The sequence below is a fragment of the Janthinobacterium sp. PC23-8 genome, from assembly GCF_002250505.1.
In the GTDB taxonomy this organism is placed as follows: Bacteria; Pseudomonadota; Gammaproteobacteria; order Burkholderiales; family Burkholderiaceae_D; genus Janthinobacterium.
Window position 1 is genome coordinate 168,353 of sequence record NZ_NJGY01000001.1, and the last position, 18,476, is coordinate 186,828.

The 18,476-nt window shown below is 64.3% G+C and carries 17 protein-coding genes; 3 read left to right on the plus strand and 14 right to left on the minus strand.

The features are described from left to right. The first annotated feature begins 35 nt into the window (after positions 1-35). Positions 36-1,913, plus strand: a complete 1,878-nt coding sequence (locus tag CD932_RS00735) for a carboxypeptidase regulatory-like domain-containing protein (protein WP_141213141.1) — start codon at positions 36-38, stop codon at positions 1,911-1,913. A gap of 7 nt (positions 1,914-1,920) precedes the next feature. Here the strand turns inward: CD932_RS00735 and CD932_RS00740 are convergent, their stop codons facing one another. Continuing rightward, a complete protein-coding gene (locus tag CD932_RS00740) occupies positions 1,921-3,099 on the minus strand; it encodes a DUF1624 domain-containing protein (protein ID WP_094440970.1) in 1,179 nt (392 codons plus the stop codon). Positions 3,100-3,102: 3 nt separating this feature from the next. After that, positions 3,103-5,232: a TonB-dependent siderophore receptor gene (locus CD932_RS00745; RefSeq protein ID WP_094440971.1), complete on the minus strand. Its 2,130-nt coding sequence runs from the start codon at positions 5,230-5,232 to the stop codon at positions 3,103-3,105. Between the two features lie 185 nt (positions 5,233-5,417). Here CD932_RS00745 and CD932_RS00750 point away from each other — a divergent pair, with 185 nt between their 5' ends. Next, the gene (locus CD932_RS00750; RefSeq protein WP_094440972.1) at positions 5,418-5,861 is read left to right on the plus strand and encodes a hypothetical protein; all 444 of its coding nucleotides are present in this window, start codon (positions 5,418-5,420) and stop codon (positions 5,859-5,861) included. Positions 5,862-5,875: 14 nt separating this feature from the next. Here CD932_RS00750 and bla read toward each other — a convergent pair whose 3' ends face one another. From bla to CD932_RS00800, 11 genes are all read right to left on the minus strand, one after another. Then, complete coding sequence (gene bla / locus CD932_RS00755; protein ID WP_094440973.1) at positions 5,876-6,787, minus strand: subclass B3 metallo-beta-lactamase; 912 nt, start codon at positions 6,785-6,787, stop codon at positions 5,876-5,878. Between the two features lie 15 nt (positions 6,788-6,802). Further along, positions 6,803-8,524: a M56 family metallopeptidase gene (locus CD932_RS00760; RefSeq protein ID WP_094440974.1), complete on the minus strand. Its 1,722-nt coding sequence runs from the start codon at positions 8,522-8,524 to the stop codon at positions 6,803-6,805. Next, positions 8,521-8,913 carry a BlaI/MecI/CopY family transcriptional regulator gene (locus CD932_RS00765; protein ID WP_094440975.1) on the minus strand — a complete coding sequence of 131 codons (393 nt, stop codon included), beginning with the start codon at positions 8,911-8,913 and terminating at the stop codon, positions 8,521-8,523. Before CD932_RS00765 ends, CD932_RS00760 begins: the two co-directional genes overlap by 4 nt. A gap of 65 nt (positions 8,914-8,978) precedes the next feature. Next, complete coding sequence (locus CD932_RS00770) at positions 8,979-10,313, minus strand: DUF3422 family protein (protein WP_094440976.1); 1,335 nt, start codon at positions 10,311-10,313, stop codon at positions 8,979-8,981. 88 nt (positions 10,314-10,401) lie between these two features. Beyond that, positions 10,402-11,610, minus strand: a complete 1,209-nt coding sequence (locus CD932_RS00775; RefSeq protein WP_094440977.1) for a multidrug effflux MFS transporter — start codon at positions 11,608-11,610, stop codon at positions 10,402-10,404. After that, positions 11,607-12,281 carry a CerR family C-terminal domain-containing protein gene (locus tag CD932_RS00780; protein WP_094440978.1) on the minus strand — a complete coding sequence of 225 codons (675 nt, stop codon included), beginning with the start codon at positions 12,279-12,281 and terminating at the stop codon, positions 11,607-11,609. The genes CD932_RS00775 and CD932_RS00780 overlap by 4 nt, the downstream gene beginning before the upstream one ends. Before the next feature lie 107 nt (positions 12,282-12,388). Next, positions 12,389-12,853, minus strand: a complete 465-nt coding sequence (locus CD932_RS00785) for a copper chaperone PCu(A)C (protein WP_176460830.1) — start codon at positions 12,851-12,853, stop codon at positions 12,389-12,391. Positions 12,854-12,869: 16 nt separating this feature from the next. Beyond that, a complete protein-coding gene (locus CD932_RS00790) occupies positions 12,870-13,469 on the minus strand; it encodes an SCO family protein (protein ID WP_094440979.1) in 600 nt (199 codons plus the stop codon). Between the two features lie 68 nt (positions 13,470-13,537). Continuing rightward, positions 13,538-13,921 carry a DUF2946 family protein gene (locus CD932_RS00795; protein ID WP_176460831.1) on the minus strand — a complete coding sequence of 128 codons (384 nt, stop codon included), beginning with the start codon at positions 13,919-13,921 and terminating at the stop codon, positions 13,538-13,540. 7 nt (positions 13,922-13,928) lie between these two features. Further along, on the minus strand, positions 13,929-14,552 hold the full coding sequence (locus CD932_RS28625) for a hypothetical protein (protein WP_176460832.1): 624 nt from the start codon (positions 14,550-14,552) through the stop codon (positions 13,929-13,931). A gap of 63 nt (positions 14,553-14,615) precedes the next feature. After that, the gene (locus tag CD932_RS00800) at positions 14,616-15,299 is read right to left on the minus strand and encodes a Crp/Fnr family transcriptional regulator (protein ID WP_094440981.1); all 684 of its coding nucleotides are present in this window, start codon (positions 15,297-15,299) and stop codon (positions 14,616-14,618) included. Between the two features lie 137 nt (positions 15,300-15,436). Here CD932_RS00800 and CD932_RS00805 point away from each other — a divergent pair, with 137 nt between their 5' ends. Then, positions 15,437-17,071: an acyl-CoA synthetase gene (locus CD932_RS00805; RefSeq protein WP_094440982.1), complete on the plus strand. Its 1,635-nt coding sequence runs from the start codon at positions 15,437-15,439 to the stop codon at positions 17,069-17,071. A gap of 6 nt (positions 17,072-17,077) precedes the next feature. Here the strand turns inward: CD932_RS00805 and CD932_RS00810 are convergent, their stop codons facing one another. Beyond that, positions 17,078-18,475 carry an MFS transporter gene (locus CD932_RS00810; RefSeq protein WP_094440983.1) on the minus strand — a complete coding sequence of 466 codons (1,398 nt, stop codon included), beginning with the start codon at positions 18,473-18,475 and terminating at the stop codon, positions 17,078-17,080. Position 18,476: the final 1 nt, after the last annotated feature.

The following is an 18,476-nucleotide window of genomic DNA, read 5'->3' on the forward strand; positions in this document are numbered from 1 at the left end:
TGCGGCGCCTGTTTCAACCAAGCAAGGGGATCGTCATGGCCTATATCCTGCGAGGCAAGCTGTGCGGCTTGATCTGCGCCGAATGTCCGGAAAACCTGGCGCACGTGATCGTGCGCCTGTACCGCGTGCGCGACACGCAGAACGTCACGGCGCTGGCGGTGGCCAATGCCAAGGAAACCTTTGCCATTCAGGGCGACGACGACGTCGAGGCCAAGGTGCCGTTTTTGCTGGCCGAAACGCGCACGGATGCGAACGGCAACTACAGCTTTGCCATCGGCGAAGGTGATCAATACCAGGGCGAGGCGGTCGAGGTCGACGTGCTGTGCCACACCGTGCCGCAGCTCAAACCTGGGCCGCAAGAACCGCCGCCGCTGCAGTTTTCCATCACCATCGTGCAGCCGCGCTGGCGCCGCGCGGGCGACGATTTCGTCGCCATCTGGGACTATTGCCTGCCGTACCGGTTCTGGTGTTTGATACGCGCGCGTTTCGGCGCCTGGACCATCTGCGGCACCTTGCGCACCTGCGCCGAACCGCACGCACCGATCGCCGGCGCCACCGTGCGCGCCTTTGACGCCGACTGGCTGCAGGACGACGCCCTGGGCGACGCCGTGACGGACGCGGCCGGCCGCTTTCGCATCGACTACCTGGCGTCGGATTTTACGCTCACGCCGTTCTCTCCCCTGATCAACGTGGAACTTGCCAGCGGGCCCGATGTGTATTTCACTGCCCAGTTGGGCAGCGTGACGATTTTGTCCGAAACCCAGGCCACGGGCCGCACGCCGGGCCGCGAAAACGTCGGCCATTGTTTTTGCGTGGAATTGTGTTCGCGCGAAGTCTTGCCGCCCGACGTGGAAGGCGTGCCGCACTGGCAGCAGGTGGAGGTGTTCGACATCCACCCGTTTCCCTCGCTGGGCGGCTTTTCGCCGCAAGGCTATGCGGGCGGGCCGGCGCTGTCCTGCGTGTTTGGCGGCGGCGTCACCTTGAAGGGCAACTGCCCGCTGCGTAACAGCGCGATTGCGGCAAACGCGCTCGAATACCGTTTCCTGATCGGCGAATGGACCTGGCCTGGCGGCAGCGACGACCCCACCGCCCTGCCCTCGGTGGCGCCGGCCAGTCTGGCGCCACTCACGCAGATTCTCGGCACCCATGTGGGCTATGTGTTTTACACCAACGGGCTGGGACTGGGCGACTCGGCAGCAGTAATTATCGACACGGCAGACCTGCAGCCGGGCGGCTGGATACGCATCGACAACAAGGCCGTGACGGTGGACATGCGCGACGGCAGCACCTCGGTGGTCAATGTTACTACCAGCAATTTTTTGCGCACCTTTGACCTGCTGGTGGTCAATACCGATGCCATCACCAGCCTGCATCCGCCCAAGCTGCCGGGCGGCTTGCCTATCCTCGACGCGGGCCGCAGCCTGCTGGCGGCCGAAAGCGAGCCGGTGCGCCGCTACCGTCTCGGCTTCGAGGTGCGCGACGCCACCACCCTGGCGCTGGTGGCCAGCGACGGCCTGGACTCCATCGTGTTCGACAATACACCCGTGATCGTCGCGCTGGACCTGGAAGAGCTGCGCAGCAACGCCTGCAACCCCGTGGCCGGTGGCGTCGTGCATTTGCTGTACAGCATCGACCATCCGCATCTGCGCTTTTTCAGCCTCAGCATTTCCAACAACAACGGCATTGCGCATCCGCCGCCACCGCTGCCGGCCGCCAACTTCACGCCACCGCCACCACCGGGCAATTACCTGTTCCGTGGCGGCGCGGGCGGGCCTCACCTGCCAGGCAATAACGGTGGTTTTCCCGTCAACGTGGCGCTCGATCCGCCGTGCGCCTACCGGGTGGCCATCAGCTGGCAGACGCGGCATTACCTGTCGTCGTCGCACAGCATCGACCGGCTGTACTGCAAATAGGAGCACCTCAGAAATAGCGGACCCAGGCTTGCGTCGAGCTGCGCTTGTAGCGGGCAAACGCGCGGCAGGGCCAGTACAGCAGCGGCATCATGGCCAGCGCGAACAACCATACCTGCCACACATGCTCGACGCCGTAGCGGTCGCCATGGTTGATGCCCAGCACGGCCGTCAAGGTCCTGCCGATGATCAGCAGCAGATACAGGTGCAGCAGATAGTAGAACATCGGCGCGCCGCCAAAGACGGCGCAGGCGCGCACGAACCAGTTGTCAAGTGTCTCCAGCCAGGCCATGCCCAGCATGCCGAAGCCCAGGGTGAACAGCAAAAAGTCCAGCGACGGCGGATACTTTGTAAAGTTCAGGAAACTCATCACCGTCAGCACAGCCGTCTCGCCCGCCACCCACGGCAGGTGTTCACCGTAGAGATTAAAGCCGCGCAGCACGGCCAGCAACAGCAGGCTGGTGCCACCCAGCGCCAGCAGCCAGCGGCGCCGTGCTTGCGGCGAGCGGCCGCGCGCATACAGGGGGCCGGCCGCGTAGCCGAGCAGGATCACGCCGATCCAGGGCAGCAGCGGGTAGCTGGCCTTGACCTTCGTGGCGCCGTCCGCCACCAGGTAGCCGCGCTGCAGCAGCACCGTCAGCAGGTAGTAGCCGAGGGTGCCCTCTTGCGCATGCAGCCAGGTCAGCAGATGCTGGCCGGCGATAATCGCCACGCCCAGGGCCACCAGCCATTTCAAGGGCAGCTTGTGCAGCAGGGCCAGCGCCATCATCGACAGGCCGATCACCCAGATCACCTGCAAATACAGGATGGCGGGCGTAAACGTGCCCATCCAGGCAAAATTGACGAACACCACTTCCAGCACCACCAGCAGCAAGCCGCGCTTGAACAGAAAACCGGTGGCGCTGCGCGGCCCTGCGGCCGGATGCGCATACAGCCAGGCCGACAGGCCCGTCAGGAAGACGAACATCGGCGCGCAGAAATGCGCCGCCGTGCGCGTGAAAAACAGCGCCGGTTCGACGGCGGCAATATCCATCGGGTCGCTGACCTGGTGATGCATGAAGACGGTTTCGCGCACATGGTCGAACAGCATGATCAGCATCACCAGGCCGCGCATCACGTCGATGACGGCAATGCGCGCGCGCAAGGCGGCCGGCGAGGCGGTGGCGGGAGTCAAGGTAACGGTTGTCATCGATTAAAAACGGTAATGTGCATTCAGGGTCACCGTGCGCTCGGCCCCCGGCGCCACCCACAATTGGCTATAGGAACTGGCATAGTAGCTGCGATTGAACAGGTTTTCCACGTTCAGGGCCAGGCGCAGTTTCGGCGTCGGCGAATACGAGGCCAGCAGCTTGGCGGTGGTGTAGGCCGGCAAGGTGAATTTGCTGCTGACGGCCACGTCGCCCATGCGCTCGCCCACATATTGCAGGCCGCCGCCAAAGCTGGCCGTGCCCGTGCCCAGGCTGAACTGCCGGGTGGCGACGAGATTGGCGCTGTGACGCGCCACGTTGGCAAAACGGCTGCCGGTGACGATGGCATTGTCGCCGCGCGTGACGGTCGCGTCCGTATAGGCGTAGGCCGCCGAGACGCGCAAGCCGCGCGCCAGTTCACCCGACACGTCCAGTTCCAGGCCGCGGCTACCCACTTCGCCAGCGGCGACGGCAAAGTCGGTATTGAGCGGATTGACGGTCAGCACATTGCGCTTGCTGATATCGTAGACGGCCAGGGTGCCGGTCAGCTTGCCCGTTTCCAGTTTCGCGCCGACCTCATACGAGCGGCTCTGCTCGGCCGGGAATGCCTTGTTATCGATGCTGATGCCGCTGTTCGGCCGGAAACCCTTGGCCGCGCTGGCGTACAGCGACCAGGCCGTCGACGGCTGGTAGACCAGGCCCACGCGCGGGCTGGTGGCCGACAGCGACTGCTGATTGCTGACGTTCAGGCGGTTGTTCGTCACGTCCTGGTCATAGCTGTCGTGGCGCACGCCGACCAGCGCCTTCCATTGCGCACCCAGGTCGATCTGGTCCTGCGCATACAGGCCGTGCGCCTTCTGCCCTTCCTGGGTGTCGATAGACAGCGCCAGCGGATCGGCCACGCCGCCATATACGGGAGCAAAAATATCGATGGCGTAAGCGTTGCCGGCGGACGGATTGCGGCGCAGCTGCACCCGGTGGTCGTCGAAATGGTAGGCGTCCAGGCCAAACAGCACTTCATGCTTGAATGACCCGGTATTGATTTTTCCGACCAGCTCGATCCGGCCCGACACATCGGTCGAGGAAAAATCGCGGTGGCGGCGCTGGCGGCGCAAGGTGCGCCCGTCGGCCAGCAGATTGTTCGCCTCGCTCGAATAACCGCTCAGTTCGCTGTCGCGATACGACAACCCGGCCTGCAAGATCCACTGGTCCGACAGGTCATGGTGGATAAACAGCTGCTGGCCCAGCGACTTGACCGTCATCGGGCCATCATTGGGCTCACCGAGGAAGCGCGACACCGGCAGCGCGCCCAGCTGGCCATTGACGGCCAGCACGCCCCGGTCGAACGGCGTGCGCTGGCGCACCGCTTCGATCTCGTAGGACACGGTGGTATGGTCGCCCAGCAGCCAGATGAACGATGGAGAGAACAGGCTGCGCTCGACTTTCAAGGTGTCGCGGAAGCTGTCGCCCTGTTCATGCGCGGCGTTCAGGCGCCAGGCAAAATTGTCGCTCAGTGGGCCGGTCAGGTCGACGGCGGCGCGCTTCATGTTGAAGCTGCCCAGCGAAAAGTCAGCGCTGTACTCGGGCGCGAATTTCGGCTTCCTGGTGGTGATATTGACAGTGCCGCCCGGCTCGCCCCGGCCATACAGGGCCGACGCCGGGCCCTTGAGCACTTCCACGTTCTGGGTATTGGCCGCATCGCGCATGCCGTTGTAGCCACGGCTGGAACTGAAACCGTTGACCATATAGTCGGAACCGAAATTCGGGTCGCCCGTGAAGCCGCGCATGGCATAGCTGTCCCACAGGCCGCCCAGCGGGCTTTGCTTGGCAATGCCGCTCGACAATTCCAGCGCGCCGGCCAGGGTCGTGACACCCGTATCGCGCAGCAAGTCGCCGGTCAGCACGCGCACGCTTTGCGGCAAGTCCATCAGCAGGGCGTCGGTCTTGGTGGCGCCCGTGGCCGACAGGCTGCGGTAATGCTGGCGCTCGCCTTTCACGTTCACCACGTCCGGTATATGGCTGTGGCCGGTGGTGTCGGTGTCAGTGTCGGTATAAGGCAGGGGATCGGCGGCGAACGCCAGGGGGCTGGCGGCGGCCAGGAGCAAGGCAGCGGGACGGCGTAAGTAGCGGGACATGGGTTTCGGGTTTCCTGGAAGCGAGTCAAGTAAATGCAATAGGCTTGCATTGTAATTGATAATTGTTTCTCATTAAAGGGGAAACACATCTTTTTGTATCGCGCCACGCCGAGCTGCGGCATGCGAAACGGGGCCTGCGCCTGGCCTGTCGTAGAATCGGCATCGTTGAATTACAAGGAGTCGCAGTGAACACACGCAGCATCCACACTATCGCCATACTGGTCATGACGCTGGGGGTCTCATCCGTTGCCCTGGCCAGTGCCGATACGTCGCCGAAACCGGGCGGCGTCTACCAGCTAAAGCCCGGCATTTACGTTGCCAAGGGTAGCGACTGCGGCGCACCGGCCAACGCCGCCATCCGCCAGTACGATGGCAAGGGCTTGTCCACCGCCCACACGCGCGCCTGCAAGGCCACCGTGCGCAGCCACAAACGCGGCAGCAGCATCTATACGGTTGACCAGAGCTGCATCGACGCCGGCGCCGGTCCCGCACCACGCGTCATCGAGCGCCAGCAGATCGTGGTGCTGGACGCCTTGAACTTTACGCAGGTGATCAAGGGCGACCGCACGGCTTACCAGTACTGCCCCGTGTATCAACTGCCGGCAGAGCTGCAAAAAGCGGTGCGGTAACGGTTCCTCCCGGATCAACCACGCTCGCTGGCCAGCCGCTTGGCCAGCAATCTTCCAGCCTTCTCCGCATAGGCACGGCAGCTGTTGCTGTCAATAAAAGGATTGTGATCGCCGCTGCGCTGGGCGGCTTTTTCCACCAAGCCAGTCATGCCGGGATGGACGGGAATAATGATATCGCAGGGCAAAGCGGCGACCTTGGCGATGCTGGCCTGGAACGAGGCCGAGATATCGGGGGTGTTTTGCTTTCCCCTGCCATTGCCGGTGAACCTGAAGTCGCCGCTGGAATAGGCGTTCAGGCTGTCGGCGTAGACGATATTGACGCAGCGCTGGTCTTCGCACGAGGTCCAGGTCCAGGTGGTGCCGCCCGGCGTATGGCCTGGCGTCATGTGCGCGGTGAGCGCCAGCTGGCCCAGCTTGACGACATCGCCCTCTTTCACCACCGTGACCTTGTCCACTTTCTCTACGTGCACCACGGGCTTGGCCTGGTATTGCGGATCATCTTTGCCATTGGTGCCGCTTTGCAGTACTTTCGCGCCCGAGGCGCTGGCCACCACGGTGGCGCCGCTGGCGCGAGCAAGGGCCGCAATGCCGCCCGCATGGTCCCAGTGCGCGTGCGAATTGAGGATCAGCTTGACGTCTTTCATGCTGAAACCCAGCGACTCGATATTGGCGGCAATCAATGGTGCCGATTGCGGCAGCGCGCCGTCGAGCAGGATATGGCCGCCCTCGCTGGCGACCAGCACGGCGGACAGGCCCGCCACGCCCACATACCAGGTATTGCCATAAATGTTGAAGGGTTTGACGCGTGCATTCCACGCCTGGCAGTCGTCGCAGTCCACGGCGGCGTCGTGCGCCTGCGCCCTGCCTGCCGCTGCCGCTGCTGCCGTCATCGCCACTACCATCATCAGTTTCGCCAAGCTCGTCATTGTTTTTCTCCACGGTTAAAAATGGGTAGATCCGGCCAGCGCGCTGCGGATGCGGGCCGCGTCGAGGCCGCGCCGCTCGGCCCCATCGGCATCGAGCAGCACCACGGTGAGGTGCTTGCCGCCGCTCCTTATGCGCATGGTCAGGCAACTGCCGGCCTCCTTGCTGCTGCCGGTCTTGGACAATAAAATATCCCAGCCCTGGCCGCCGACCAGCGCATTGGTATTGTGCAAGGTGCGTGTCTTGCCGGCGACGGCCACGCTGGCCTGCGCGGCCGTGGTGATGCGGGCGATCTCGGGATAGCGCGCGGCGGCTGCCACGATGCGGGCCACATCGGTGGCGGTCGAGGTATTGGACGGCGCGCGTCCGACCGGGTCGCTCAAGGTGGTGCGCGTCAGACCCAGGCTGCGGATCTTCGCCTGCAGGGCTTTGTCAAACGCCGCGCGGCCGCCGGGATAGGTGCGCGCCAGGGCGGCGGCGGCGCGGTTTTCGGAAGGCAGCAGCGCCAGCTGCAACAGCAGCGTGCGCGGCACCAGTACACCATCGGCCAGCAGGCTGCGGCGCTGGCTAGTCTCGCCGTCGGCGCGCACGATGCGCAGCGTTTCGTCGGGATCGAGCCTGGCGTCGAGCACCACCATGGCCGTCATCAGCTTGGTGATCGAGGCGATCGGTACGATGGCGTCGGCGTCTTTTGCCATCAGCACCTTGCCCGCGTCTTCGTCGAACACCAGCATATGGCGGGCGTTGACGGGCAAGGCCAGCAGGCTGGAAGCAGCCTCTGCAATTCTGGGTGCATTCGGCAAGGATTGCCCATGCGTTTGCATCAGCAAGGTGGCGCCGGCCAGCAGCAAGGCGGGCACGGCCATCTTCCAGCCGGCCTGGCCAGCCAGGGGTGCGGGCGCCATCAGCAACTGTATGCGCGCAAGCAAGGCGCCGCCGCGTGCCGCCACCAGCAGGCCCGGCTGGCGCAGCGCCGCCGTCTGCAAAGACAGCTCATACAAGGCGCTGGCCAGTTGCTGCGGGTCGATCAGCGCCTGCGCCGCCAGCGCGTCGGCCACCAGTTCGCGCTCGGCGCGCATGCGTGCCGACAGCCACCAGACCACGGGGTGAAAAAACAGCAGCGCCTCGGCCACGCTTTGCAGCAGGTTGACCAGATAATCCCAGCGCCGCACGTGCGCCAGTTCATGCGCCAGCAGGGCTTCGAGCAGCGGCACCGGCATGCCGCTCAGCAAGGACGCAGGCAGCAAAACAATGGGACGGACAAAGCCTACGGTGACGGGGCTGGCCAGCGCGTGATGCAGCCTGAGTGGAACCGACGTTTGCAAGCCCATGCGCAGCGCCAGCGCGTCCAGCCGCGCCTGCCAATCGCTGGGCGCGGCCACGGCCTGACGGCGCAGCCTGCCCACCCAGGCCAGGCCCAGCAGCAAGCGCAAACTCATCAGGGCGACGCCGGCGCTCCAGGCCAGCACCAGCGACGGCATCCAGGCTTGCAGCGCGGCGGCGGGCGGTACGGCAATTGACGGGCTTGGCGCGGACTGCGCCAGCAGATACAGCAGGTGCGCAACGGGAATACACAGGCACAGCAGCAGCGCGCATGCACAGACGGCATAGCGCGCCCGGGCATCAACGCCGCGCAGCAGCCACAAGGCGGCGGCAGTGCCCGCACCGAGCAGCAGCGCCTGCCAGAGGACATACAGCAAGGCCCAGCCCAGCGCGGCAATCACCAGGCTGGGGGTCATGGCTGCCTGCCGTCTTTGCGGCCAAGGATTTTTTCAATTTCCAGGCGTTCGGCCTCGCTCACATGCTCGCGCAAGGCGGTCAGTACCAGCGCCTTGCCGGAGCCGGCAAACACCTTGCCGATCAGATCCTTGAGCAGGCTGGTCTGCAATTTTTCCTGCGCTTCGGCGGCCGCATAGCGCTGCGGCCGCTGGCTTTCATCACGGCTCAGCAGGCCTTTGCCATGCATCAGCTGCAACTGGCGCAGCACGGTGGCGTAGCTGGCGTCGGCGCGCTCGGCCGCCAGGGCATCGTAGACGCTGCGGGCATCGAGCGGACCGTGCTGCCACAGGATGCGCAGCAGGTCCAGTTCGGCGGCGGTGGGGCTTGGAAGTGTGGTATTTTTTGACATGACGCCAATATACGCACACTAGAACTTTATGTCTAGAACTTTATTTCTAGCTAGTTTTATCCCACTCAGTCCACATGCAGCTTGTGATGCATGCGCCGCAGCCCCAGCCACACGCCGGCCGCCACGAACGGCACCAGCGCGCCGACCAGTATTTCCGGGTTGACCGGCAGGCCCATCACCTTGGCCGCCTTGCCCGTGTAGCTGAACAGCCCGATCACATAGTAGGAAATGGCCGCCACCGACAAGCCTTCGACCGCCTGTTGCAACTGCAATTGCTGGGCGGCGCGTGCGTTCATCGACTGCAGGATCTGCCGGTTCTGCAGTTCCTGCACGATGCCGACGCGGGTGCGCAGCAAGTCGTTGGTATTGGCGATGCGCTGGGCCATCGCTTCCTGGCGGCTGGCCATGGCGGCGCAGGTATTCATGGCCGGCGTCAGGCGGCGGTCCATGAATTCCTCGACCGTCGGAATGCCTTCGATGCGCACCTCGCGCAGCTCTTCGATACGGGCGCGCACCAGGCCCATGTAGGCTTTGGAAGCGGAAAAACGGTAACTATTGTCGAGCGAGAGTTTTTCGATGCGGGCCGCCAGGCGCGTGATGCGATCGAGCAAGGCCTGCTCGGAGGCGCCGTCATCGCCGCGCGCATTGTCGGTCTCGACCATGGCGGCGGCCAGGGTGGCCAGTTCGTTCTCGATCGCGCTCAAGGACGGCGCGGCCTGCATGGCATAAGGCAGGCCCAGCAAGGCAAACATGCGGTAGGTTTCGATTTCCAGCACCCGCTGCACCAGGCGGCCCGACTGCTGCGAACGCATGCCGGCGTCGCGGATAATGAAGCGGCTGAAGCCGTCGGACTGGATGGTGAAATCGGTCCATAACTCGCCGCCCTGCAGCACTTCGCTGCCGACCAGGGTATTGCCTTCGAACACGCGCGACAGTCCCTGCATATAGGTATCGGCCGGCTCCACGGCGCGCTCGAGCACCACGTGGGCCGCCACCATCAGCTTGCCTTTCAGGCCGGCCAGCCACTGCTGCGGCAATTGCTCCAACGGCATGCGCTCGAAGGCCTGTTCCAGCGGCACCGGGGCGTCGGGATGCTCGGCAAAGGTGAAGGTGGCAAATTCCGTATGGCATTCCCATTTCAGGCGGAAGCGGCCGAAGTCATAATAAAAATACTTCGCTTCACCGCTGGGGCCGGTAACACCGAAATGCGTGCACAGCGCCGCCAGCGTGGCGTGCTGGGCCTGCATGTTCGACCTGCCCGTATCATGCGCGTCATTGCTGTAGACGGCCAGGTGGGTGATCAGTTCCGGTGCATCGAGTTGCAAAAATGGCCGCGAATGGATTTCCGCGGCCAGCGGCACGCGCAGGGCGTGGTTCAGACTGGAGTTGATAAGGTGCATGGATCTGCCCATAAAGTGACAAAGTTGCCTGGCCCCATGAAGGCGGCCGATAGCGATAGTGTAACAAAGCAGAAAGCATGCCCGACGATTAGTTGTTGTTGACAGTCGTCCCCATGTCTTGTTCAACCGCTTGTCGTGTGCCCAGCCACCAGAAGACGCCGGTCAGCACGACGGCCGCAGCCTGCCCCAACGCCAGCTTGAAGCCGCTGTCGAACAGCAGCGGCGCGACAAAGCCGGACACCAGCGCAAACAGCACCATTTGCACAAAGCTCTGCAAGGAGGCGGCCAGGCCGCGCATTTGCGGAAAGATGTCCAGGGTCGACATGGTCATGCCCGGCAGGGCCAGCGACATGCCGAACGCATACAGCGCCACCGGCGCCACGGCGAACGGCAGGCTGGCGACACACCAGTGGTTGTAGGCCATGTTCAGAACAGCCGTGGCCGCCATCACCAGCAAGCCCCAGCGCACCAGCGTGGCGCCGGGTACGCTATGGGCCAGCTTGCCCGACAGCGCCGAGCCCAGCACCAGGCCAGCCACCATCGGCACGAACATCCAGCCGAAAGCCGTTTCGGGCAAGCCCAGCAAGTCCAGGATGAAATGCGGCGCCGAGGCGATATACAGGGCGAAGCCGCCAAAGGCGAAGGCCACGGCCAGGGAACGCAGCAGGAAAACGGGGTGGCGCAGCGCCTGCCAGTAATTGGCGGCGATGGTGCCTGGATGAAACGGCTGGCGCTGGTCGGCCGGCAAGCTTTCCGGCAAACCTTTCCAGCAGGCCAGTATCAGCAGCACGGTGACGGCAAAGGTGAACACAAACGTCGACTGCCAGCCAAAGGCGACGTGCAGCCAGCCGCCGATAACGGGCGCGATGGCCGGTGCGATGCTGAACACCATCATGATATTGGCCAGCATCTTTTGTGCGGCCGCGCCGGACAAGGTGTCGCGCACGATGGCCTGGCCGATCACCCTGCCCGTACCGGCCGAGGCGCCCTGCATGCCGCGAAAGAACAGCAGCCAGCCAAAACTGGGCGCAAAGGCGGCGCCGATCGAGCCGATGGCAAAGATCAGCAGCGCGCCAAGGATCACCGGACGGCGGCCGAACGAATCGGACAAGGTACCGTAGAACAAGGACATGAAGGCGTAGGCCGCCAGGTAGACGCTCAGGGTCTGCTGCACCAGCACGCTGCCGACATCGAAATGGGTGGCGATCGCCGGGAAGGACGGCAGGAAGGTATCGGTGGCAAACGGGCCCAGCATGGACAGGCCGGCCAGCAGCAGGGTGAGGTTGCGCGCCTTCATGCGGCCACCTCTGCCGGGTATTGTGCCCGCATGCCGGCCAGCGCGGCCAGCGAAAACTGCGCCACATGGCTGGCAATGGCGGCAATGCCGGCCTGGTCGTAGGTGAGCTCGGGCGCCACCAGCGCATGCACGACGCGCGAGCGCGCATAGAACACGGCCTGGCCGACCACGCTGAACACGCATTTCTGTACTATCTGGTCCGGCATGGCCGGTCCGACCACGCCACGGATCAGGGCGGTAAACAGCGTCTGCTGGGGCCGCACATGGCGCTCGACCAGTTTGTGCATGGCGGCGGTCGGCTCGATCAGCTCGCGCGCCACCAGCCGGCTGAACAGCGAGGCCGGCCCGCTGCGCAGCATGTCGGACACCAGCGCCTCGATGGCCAGGCGCAACTGTTCGACGGGCGCCATCCGGGCCGCTGCGCTGGCCGCCGCCACGGCCGGAGCCGACGCATTGGCCAGCTCATGCGCATGGTCGAAGGCGGCCAGATGCAGCTCTTCCTTGCTATGGAAATAGTAATTGACCATCGCCACGTTGACCTGGGCCGTCTCGCAAATCTTGCGTACGGAGGTGCTGGCATAGCCATGCTCGGCAAACAGCTCGGCCGCTGTTTGCAAGATGCGCGTACGCGCGGATTCGCCAGCCGCTTCGGCAGGGTTGTTGAGGGTCATGATTTATAAATGAATTAAACAGTTGTTTGATATCATATCAAACAACTGTTTAATTTTCAAGCAGGCCTGAAAAAACCCGGCGCACCGGGTTTCAAGAGAAGCAATGCTCAGTGCTGCATTGAATGCGCCGGCGCGCTACCGAGCGGGCGCGCCACCGCACTGACTTCGACGGTTTCGCGTTTCTTGTCGTCGCCTTCGAGCACCAGCGTCAGCGGCACCTTGTCGCCCGCCTTCACCTGGCCCTTCAGGTTGAGCAGCATCACATGGTAGCCGCCCGGTTTCAGTTCGACGACCTTGCCGGCCGGCAGCGCGAGTTCCTTGACCTGGCGCATGCGCATCATATTGTCGCTCATGCTCATTTCATGGATTTCGGCCACGCCGGCCACCGGCGAGCGCACTTCGACCAGGCGCATGGCTTTGGGTGCCGTGATCTGCATGAAGGCGCCGGTGGCTTTTTGCTGCGCCACGGTGGCGCGTACCCACGGTTCGGTCACGGTCACCGCGCTTTGGGCGGCGGCGGAGAAGGACAGCACGGCCAGGGTGGCGGCAACAACGGTTTTCAGATGCAACATGGTGAGATCCTCCTGGTTATAAAGTGTATTTGGCGGTCATCAGGGTCTTGATGTCCTGCGCACATTCGTCGGCCGTCAACTGGTGCTTGAGGCCCAGGCGCATGCGCCCTTGCGTGTCGAGCACATAGCTGATGGCCGTATGGTCCATGGTGTAGGAACTGCCGCTGGGCACGCGGCGGTAGAACACCTTGTAGTTGAAGGCGGTCTGGGCCGTGGCTTGCGGGTCGGTGCGCAGGCCCAGGAAGCCGGGGTCGAAGGCGCGCATGTATTCGCCCAGCAAGGCCGCCGTATCGCGCTCGGGATCGATGCTGATAAAGATCACCTGCAGCTTGTCGGCGCCAGTGCCCAGCTTGTTGCGGATCTCAACGGCGCGCGACAAGGCTGTCGGACAGACATCCGGGCATTGCGTGAAGCCGAAGAAGACCATCACATACTTGCCCTTGAAATCGGCCAGGGTATACACCCTGCCGTCGGGGCCGCTCAACTTGAAATCGGGCTTGTAATCGCCGCCGGTCAGGTCGATGCCGTTGTAATGGGGTTTGGGTTCCGGCTTGCCACAGGCGGCAAGCGTCAGCACTCCCGCCGTACCGGCGAGAAGGAATAAGCGACGTTTCATATGATTTCAGGCCCGATGGGCGCAGTAGTGCGTAAATGGTGCCGCGTAGCGGCAGGAAAGACAGGAACTCAGGCGGGGCCAGGGGGGCCGCGCGGACGCGCGCCACGCCAGGCGAACTGCGGCTGCGGCACCGGGTGGAACAGCGGCCGATACTGGTCGTGGCCCTTGATCACGGCCACCAGCGGCGGCGGCGATGGCGGCAAGGCCAGGCTGCCCGCATGGTGCATGCAGTACAAACAATGTTGGCCAGCTTGGGCCTCTGGCCTGGAACCGGACAGGGGCGCCAGGTCGGCCTGGGTGTAGACGGCGCCGCTGGCCGAGCAGATGTCGATGGCGGCATTGCCCTGTTGAACGGCAAACGCATGGGACAGCGAGGGCAACAGGGCATTGAGCAGCAGCGCCAGGCAGGCGAACCACAGACTCCACTGCTTGCGCTGTAAAAAATGTCCCATGCCGCGATTATAACGGAGTATCGCCTGGCGGGATCGGCGCGCGCAGGAACAGGCTGGGGCGCACGCCGGCCACATCGGTACAGGCGTCGCAAAACGCGGGCACCGAGGCAAAGCCGGAACCGGCCGCCACCTCCGCCAGCCCGCGCGCATCGTCCAGGCCAGCTTGCGCGGCCGTATGCAGAGCGTGCGCGAGGCGCTGCTCGCGCACCAGGCTGGTCAAGGCTTCGCCTTCGGCAAACAGGCGCGAGCGCGCCTTGTGCGGCGTCACCTGCCACAGCGCGGCCAGGCGAACGGCAGTCCACCGGTCTTGCGGAAACTGGAAAATATGCCGCGCCAGCGCGCGGCTCCAGCGTTTGCCGCTACCGTCGGAGGCCCGTGGCTCGTCCCGCTCTTCGTCCCGCTGCTCGTCCTCTTCCAGCGCCAGACTGAACACGGCCGGCTTGCCCCGCCCCGGCATCACGTCGCAGGCAAAGCGCAAGAAGGCGGGCACGACAAAGCTGTCGCCACTGCCCAGTTTTTTGGTGGCGATTTCATTGTGCAAGGTCACAAAGCCCTGGCGCACGGTGACGCGCAGGCGCAGCGGAAAACGCAGGCCCAGCAGATGTTGGGGAGAATCGGAAACCAGGGCCATGGGTCAGCTCGCCTTACCAGCAAAAACGGCCAGCATGCCATGCATCGCCCGCCAGGTCTGTCATCACAGCGACGCCACGCCATAATGGCGCAAACCGTCGAGGTCGACCACGCGGATCGCTTGCCAGGCGATGCTGATCAGGCCCAGTTCGGCCAGCCGGCCCAGCGCCAGATTGACGCGCTGGCGTGAAATCCCGGTCAGCATGCCGATTTCTTCCTGCGACAGCGCAAGCACCCTGGAAGTGCGCGGATAGAGCATCGGATGGAACAGCTGCGCGATCGCCTGCGCCACCTGCGCGTCGACGTCCAGCAGGCGCTGGTTCTGGATGGTGGCGATGAACTGGCCCATGCGCTCGTTGAGCTGGCGGATCACATAGGCATTGAACGAGAGGCTTTCGGCCAGCAGGCGATGGAACAGTTCGGCCGGCACCAGCAGCACGCTGGAGGCGCGCACGGCCACCACGTCGTAGCGGCGCAACTCACGCTTGAGCACGCTGCCTTCGCCACACCAGCCACCGGCCGGCACGCCGGAAAACGTGGCGCCGCGGCCATCGGCGTTGTACACGGCCAGCTTGATCAGGCCCGCGTGCACGCCGATCCAGTGCTGCGACGGCTCGCCGCGGCGCGTCACACAGGCGCCCGCCTCGAACTGGCGCAATTCGCTGCCGGCGCGCAGCAATGCCTGGTGGCTGGCGTCAAGCGCCGTGAACCAGTCGTGGCTGTCAAGTTCGGGCAAATCGTGATCCATTCCATCCTTGTCAGTGATCGTCGCCGTTGTTACGCAGTTGTCACTAAGGCGACATTGCTTTTCCGGCAGCGGTGCTATGCTGGCGAGCATCAGTCCCGCCCACAGGGAGCAGCAGTTTTTCTATCAGGAGACCCACCATGACACCCGATTTCAATACCGGCCTGGGCAAGAACAGCGCCAATTATGCCACCCTCACCCCGCTCGACTATATTGTCAGGGCAGCCGAAGTATATGGCAATCGCCTGGCCATTGCACATGGCAGCGTGCGCCAGAACTGGCGCGACACCTATGCACGCACGCGCCGGCTGGCATCAAGCTTGACGAAACTGGGCGTGGGCGTGGGCGACACGGTGGCCGTGATGCTGCCCAATACCCCGGCCATGGTGGAAGCGAGCTTTGGCGTGCCCATGGCCGGCGCCGTCCTCAATGCCCTGAACATTCGCCTCGACCTGGCCTCGCTGACCTTCATGCTGCGCCACGGCCAGGCCAAGGTCTTGCTGGCCGATACGGAATTTGCCGAGCTGGCGCGCCAGATGGCCGCGCAGATTCCCGGGCTGCGCGTGATCCAGGTCAATGACGTGCTGGGGCCGCAAGTGGAACAATTTGCCGAGCTCGACTACGAAAGCCTGCTGGCCAGCGGCGACCCCGAATATGCATGGCAGGGTCCAGCCGACGAATGGGATGCGATCGCCCTCAACTACACGTCCGGCACCACGGGCGACCCGAAAGGCGTGGTCTACCACCACCGGGGCGCGGCGCTCAACGCGCTGTCGAATATTCTGGAGTGGGACATGCCCAAGCACGCCGTCTATCTGTGGACCTTGCCGATGTTCCATTGCAATGGCTGGTGCTTTCCGTGGACCATCGCCGCGCGCGCCGGCGTCAACGTCTGCCTGCGCAAGTTCGAACCGAAGCTGGTATTCGACCTGATGCGCGAGCTGCGCGTCACGCATTACTGCGCCGCACCCATCGTGCATGCGGCGCTGGCCAATGCGCCGGCCGGCTGGCGCGACGGCATAGACTGGACCGTGCGCGGCATGGTGGCCGGCGCACCGCCGCCGGCGGCCATGGTGGCGCGCATCGAGGCAATGGGCTTTGACCTGATCCATTCATACGGGCTGACGGAAGTGTATGGGCCGGCCGCCATCTGCGCCGAGCAGGAGGAATGGGCAGTGCTGTCGCCGGAGGAGCGCGCCGTCATGAAGTCACGCCAGGGCGTGCGCTACCACCTGCAAAGCGAGGTGGCGGTGATCGACCCGGAGACCATGCTGGCAGTCGCGCCTGACGGCGAGCAGGTCGGCGAGATCATGTTCCGGGGGAACATCTGCATGAAGGGCTACCTGAAAAACGAAAAAGCCACGCAGGAGGCGTTTGCCGGCGGCTGGTTCCATACGGGCGACCTGGGCGTGCGCTATCCGGACGGCTATATCAAGCTCAAGGATCGCAGCAAGGACATCATTATTTCCGGCGGTGAAAACATCTCCAGCGTGGAAGTCGAAGACGCGCTCTACCATCACCCGCAGGTGCTGGCCGCCGCCGTGATTGCCCAGCCCGACGAAAAATGGGGCGAGACGCCCTGCGCGTTTGTCGAACTGCGCGAAGGCGCCAGCGTGACGGAAGCCGAACTGATCGCCTTTTGCAAAAATAACCTGGCCGGCTTCAAGGTGCCGAAAGCGATCTATTTTGGCCCCCTGCCCCGCACCTCGACCGGCAAGATCCAGAAATTCGAACTGCGCAAGCGCATGCAGTCCGACAAGGCGATCGACGTCTGAGCTTGTTCAGGTGTGCGCGGCCGGCTGCGCCACCACCAGGCGCGAAAAGCTGGCAATGCTGGCCAGCGCCGCAAAGCCGGCCGCCAGGCACAGGGCATAGGTCGTGCCCAGGCTCGCCGAGACCGTAAAGCAATACGCTACCAGCGCGGCGCCGGTGGCCTGCCCAACCAGGCGCGAGGTGGCGACCACGCCGCTGGCGCCGCCGCTGCGCTGCGGCGGCGCGCTGCCCATGATGGCTTTCAGGTTCGGCGCCTGGAAAAAGCCGAAACCGATGCCGCATAGCGCCATGCGCCAGCAGATATCGAACACGGTCGGGCTGGCAGGTATCCAGATCAGGGTCAGCAGGCCGGTAGCCAGCGCCGCCAGGCCGATGCCGCCCAGTACGCCCGGCGAATAGCAGTCGCTGAGACGGCCCGCAACCGGCGCCATCACCGCCACCAGCACCGCCCACGGCGTCATCAGGAAACCCGTCTCGATCGGCGAGCGGCCCAGGGTCACTTCGAAATAAAACGGCAGCGACACAAACGCCAGCCCTTGCGCGGCAAAAGTACAGATCGCCGTCATCGACGACAGGAAAAATAGCGGCCGGCGAAACAGGTCGATGGGAAACATCGGCGCCTGGTGGCCGCTTTGCCGGCGCAGCAGCAAAATAAAGAAGATCACCACCGCGACGAGCTCAGGCAGCAAGGTGCTCAAGGGCGCGTGGTGGGCGGCGTCGCCGAACAATAAAATCAGCAAGCCAAACGCGCCCACGTTGTACAGCGCCGTGCGCGCGTCAAGCACGTGGCCCGACAAGCTGGTGGCAGGCAGCATGCGGCTGGCGACGAAAAAACCGGCCACGCCCAGCGGCACATTGATGGCGAACAGCCAGGGCCAGGAGGCGGTGGCCAGGATCAGCGAAGCGGCCGTGGGGCCGATGGCAAAGGCCACGGCGACGACCAGCGAATTATGGCCAAACGCGCGGCCCTGCAAATGTTTGGGATACAGCACGCGCAACAGCGCCGTATTGACACTCATCATGGCGCTGGCGCCGACACCCTGGAACAGCCTGGCCACCACCAGCGAGGGCAAGGACCAGGCCAGCGCGCAAGCGAGCGAGGCCAGGGTAAACAAGAACATGCCAGCGATAAACACGCGGCGGTAGCCGGCGATTTCACCGAGCGCCGAAAACGGCAGCAGGGTCGCCACCATCGCCAGCTGGTACACATTGACGATCCACACGGACGCCGCCGGTGTCGCGTGCAGCTCGCTGGCGATCGCCGGCAGGGCCGTATTGGCAATCGCCGTGTCGAGCGAGGCCATGCCCACGCCGATGGCCAGCGACAGCATGGCCCACACGCGCGCCTTCGGCGGCAAGCCGTCTTCGCCCGCCATCAATGGCGCGGTTCTGTTCCAGTTCATCATG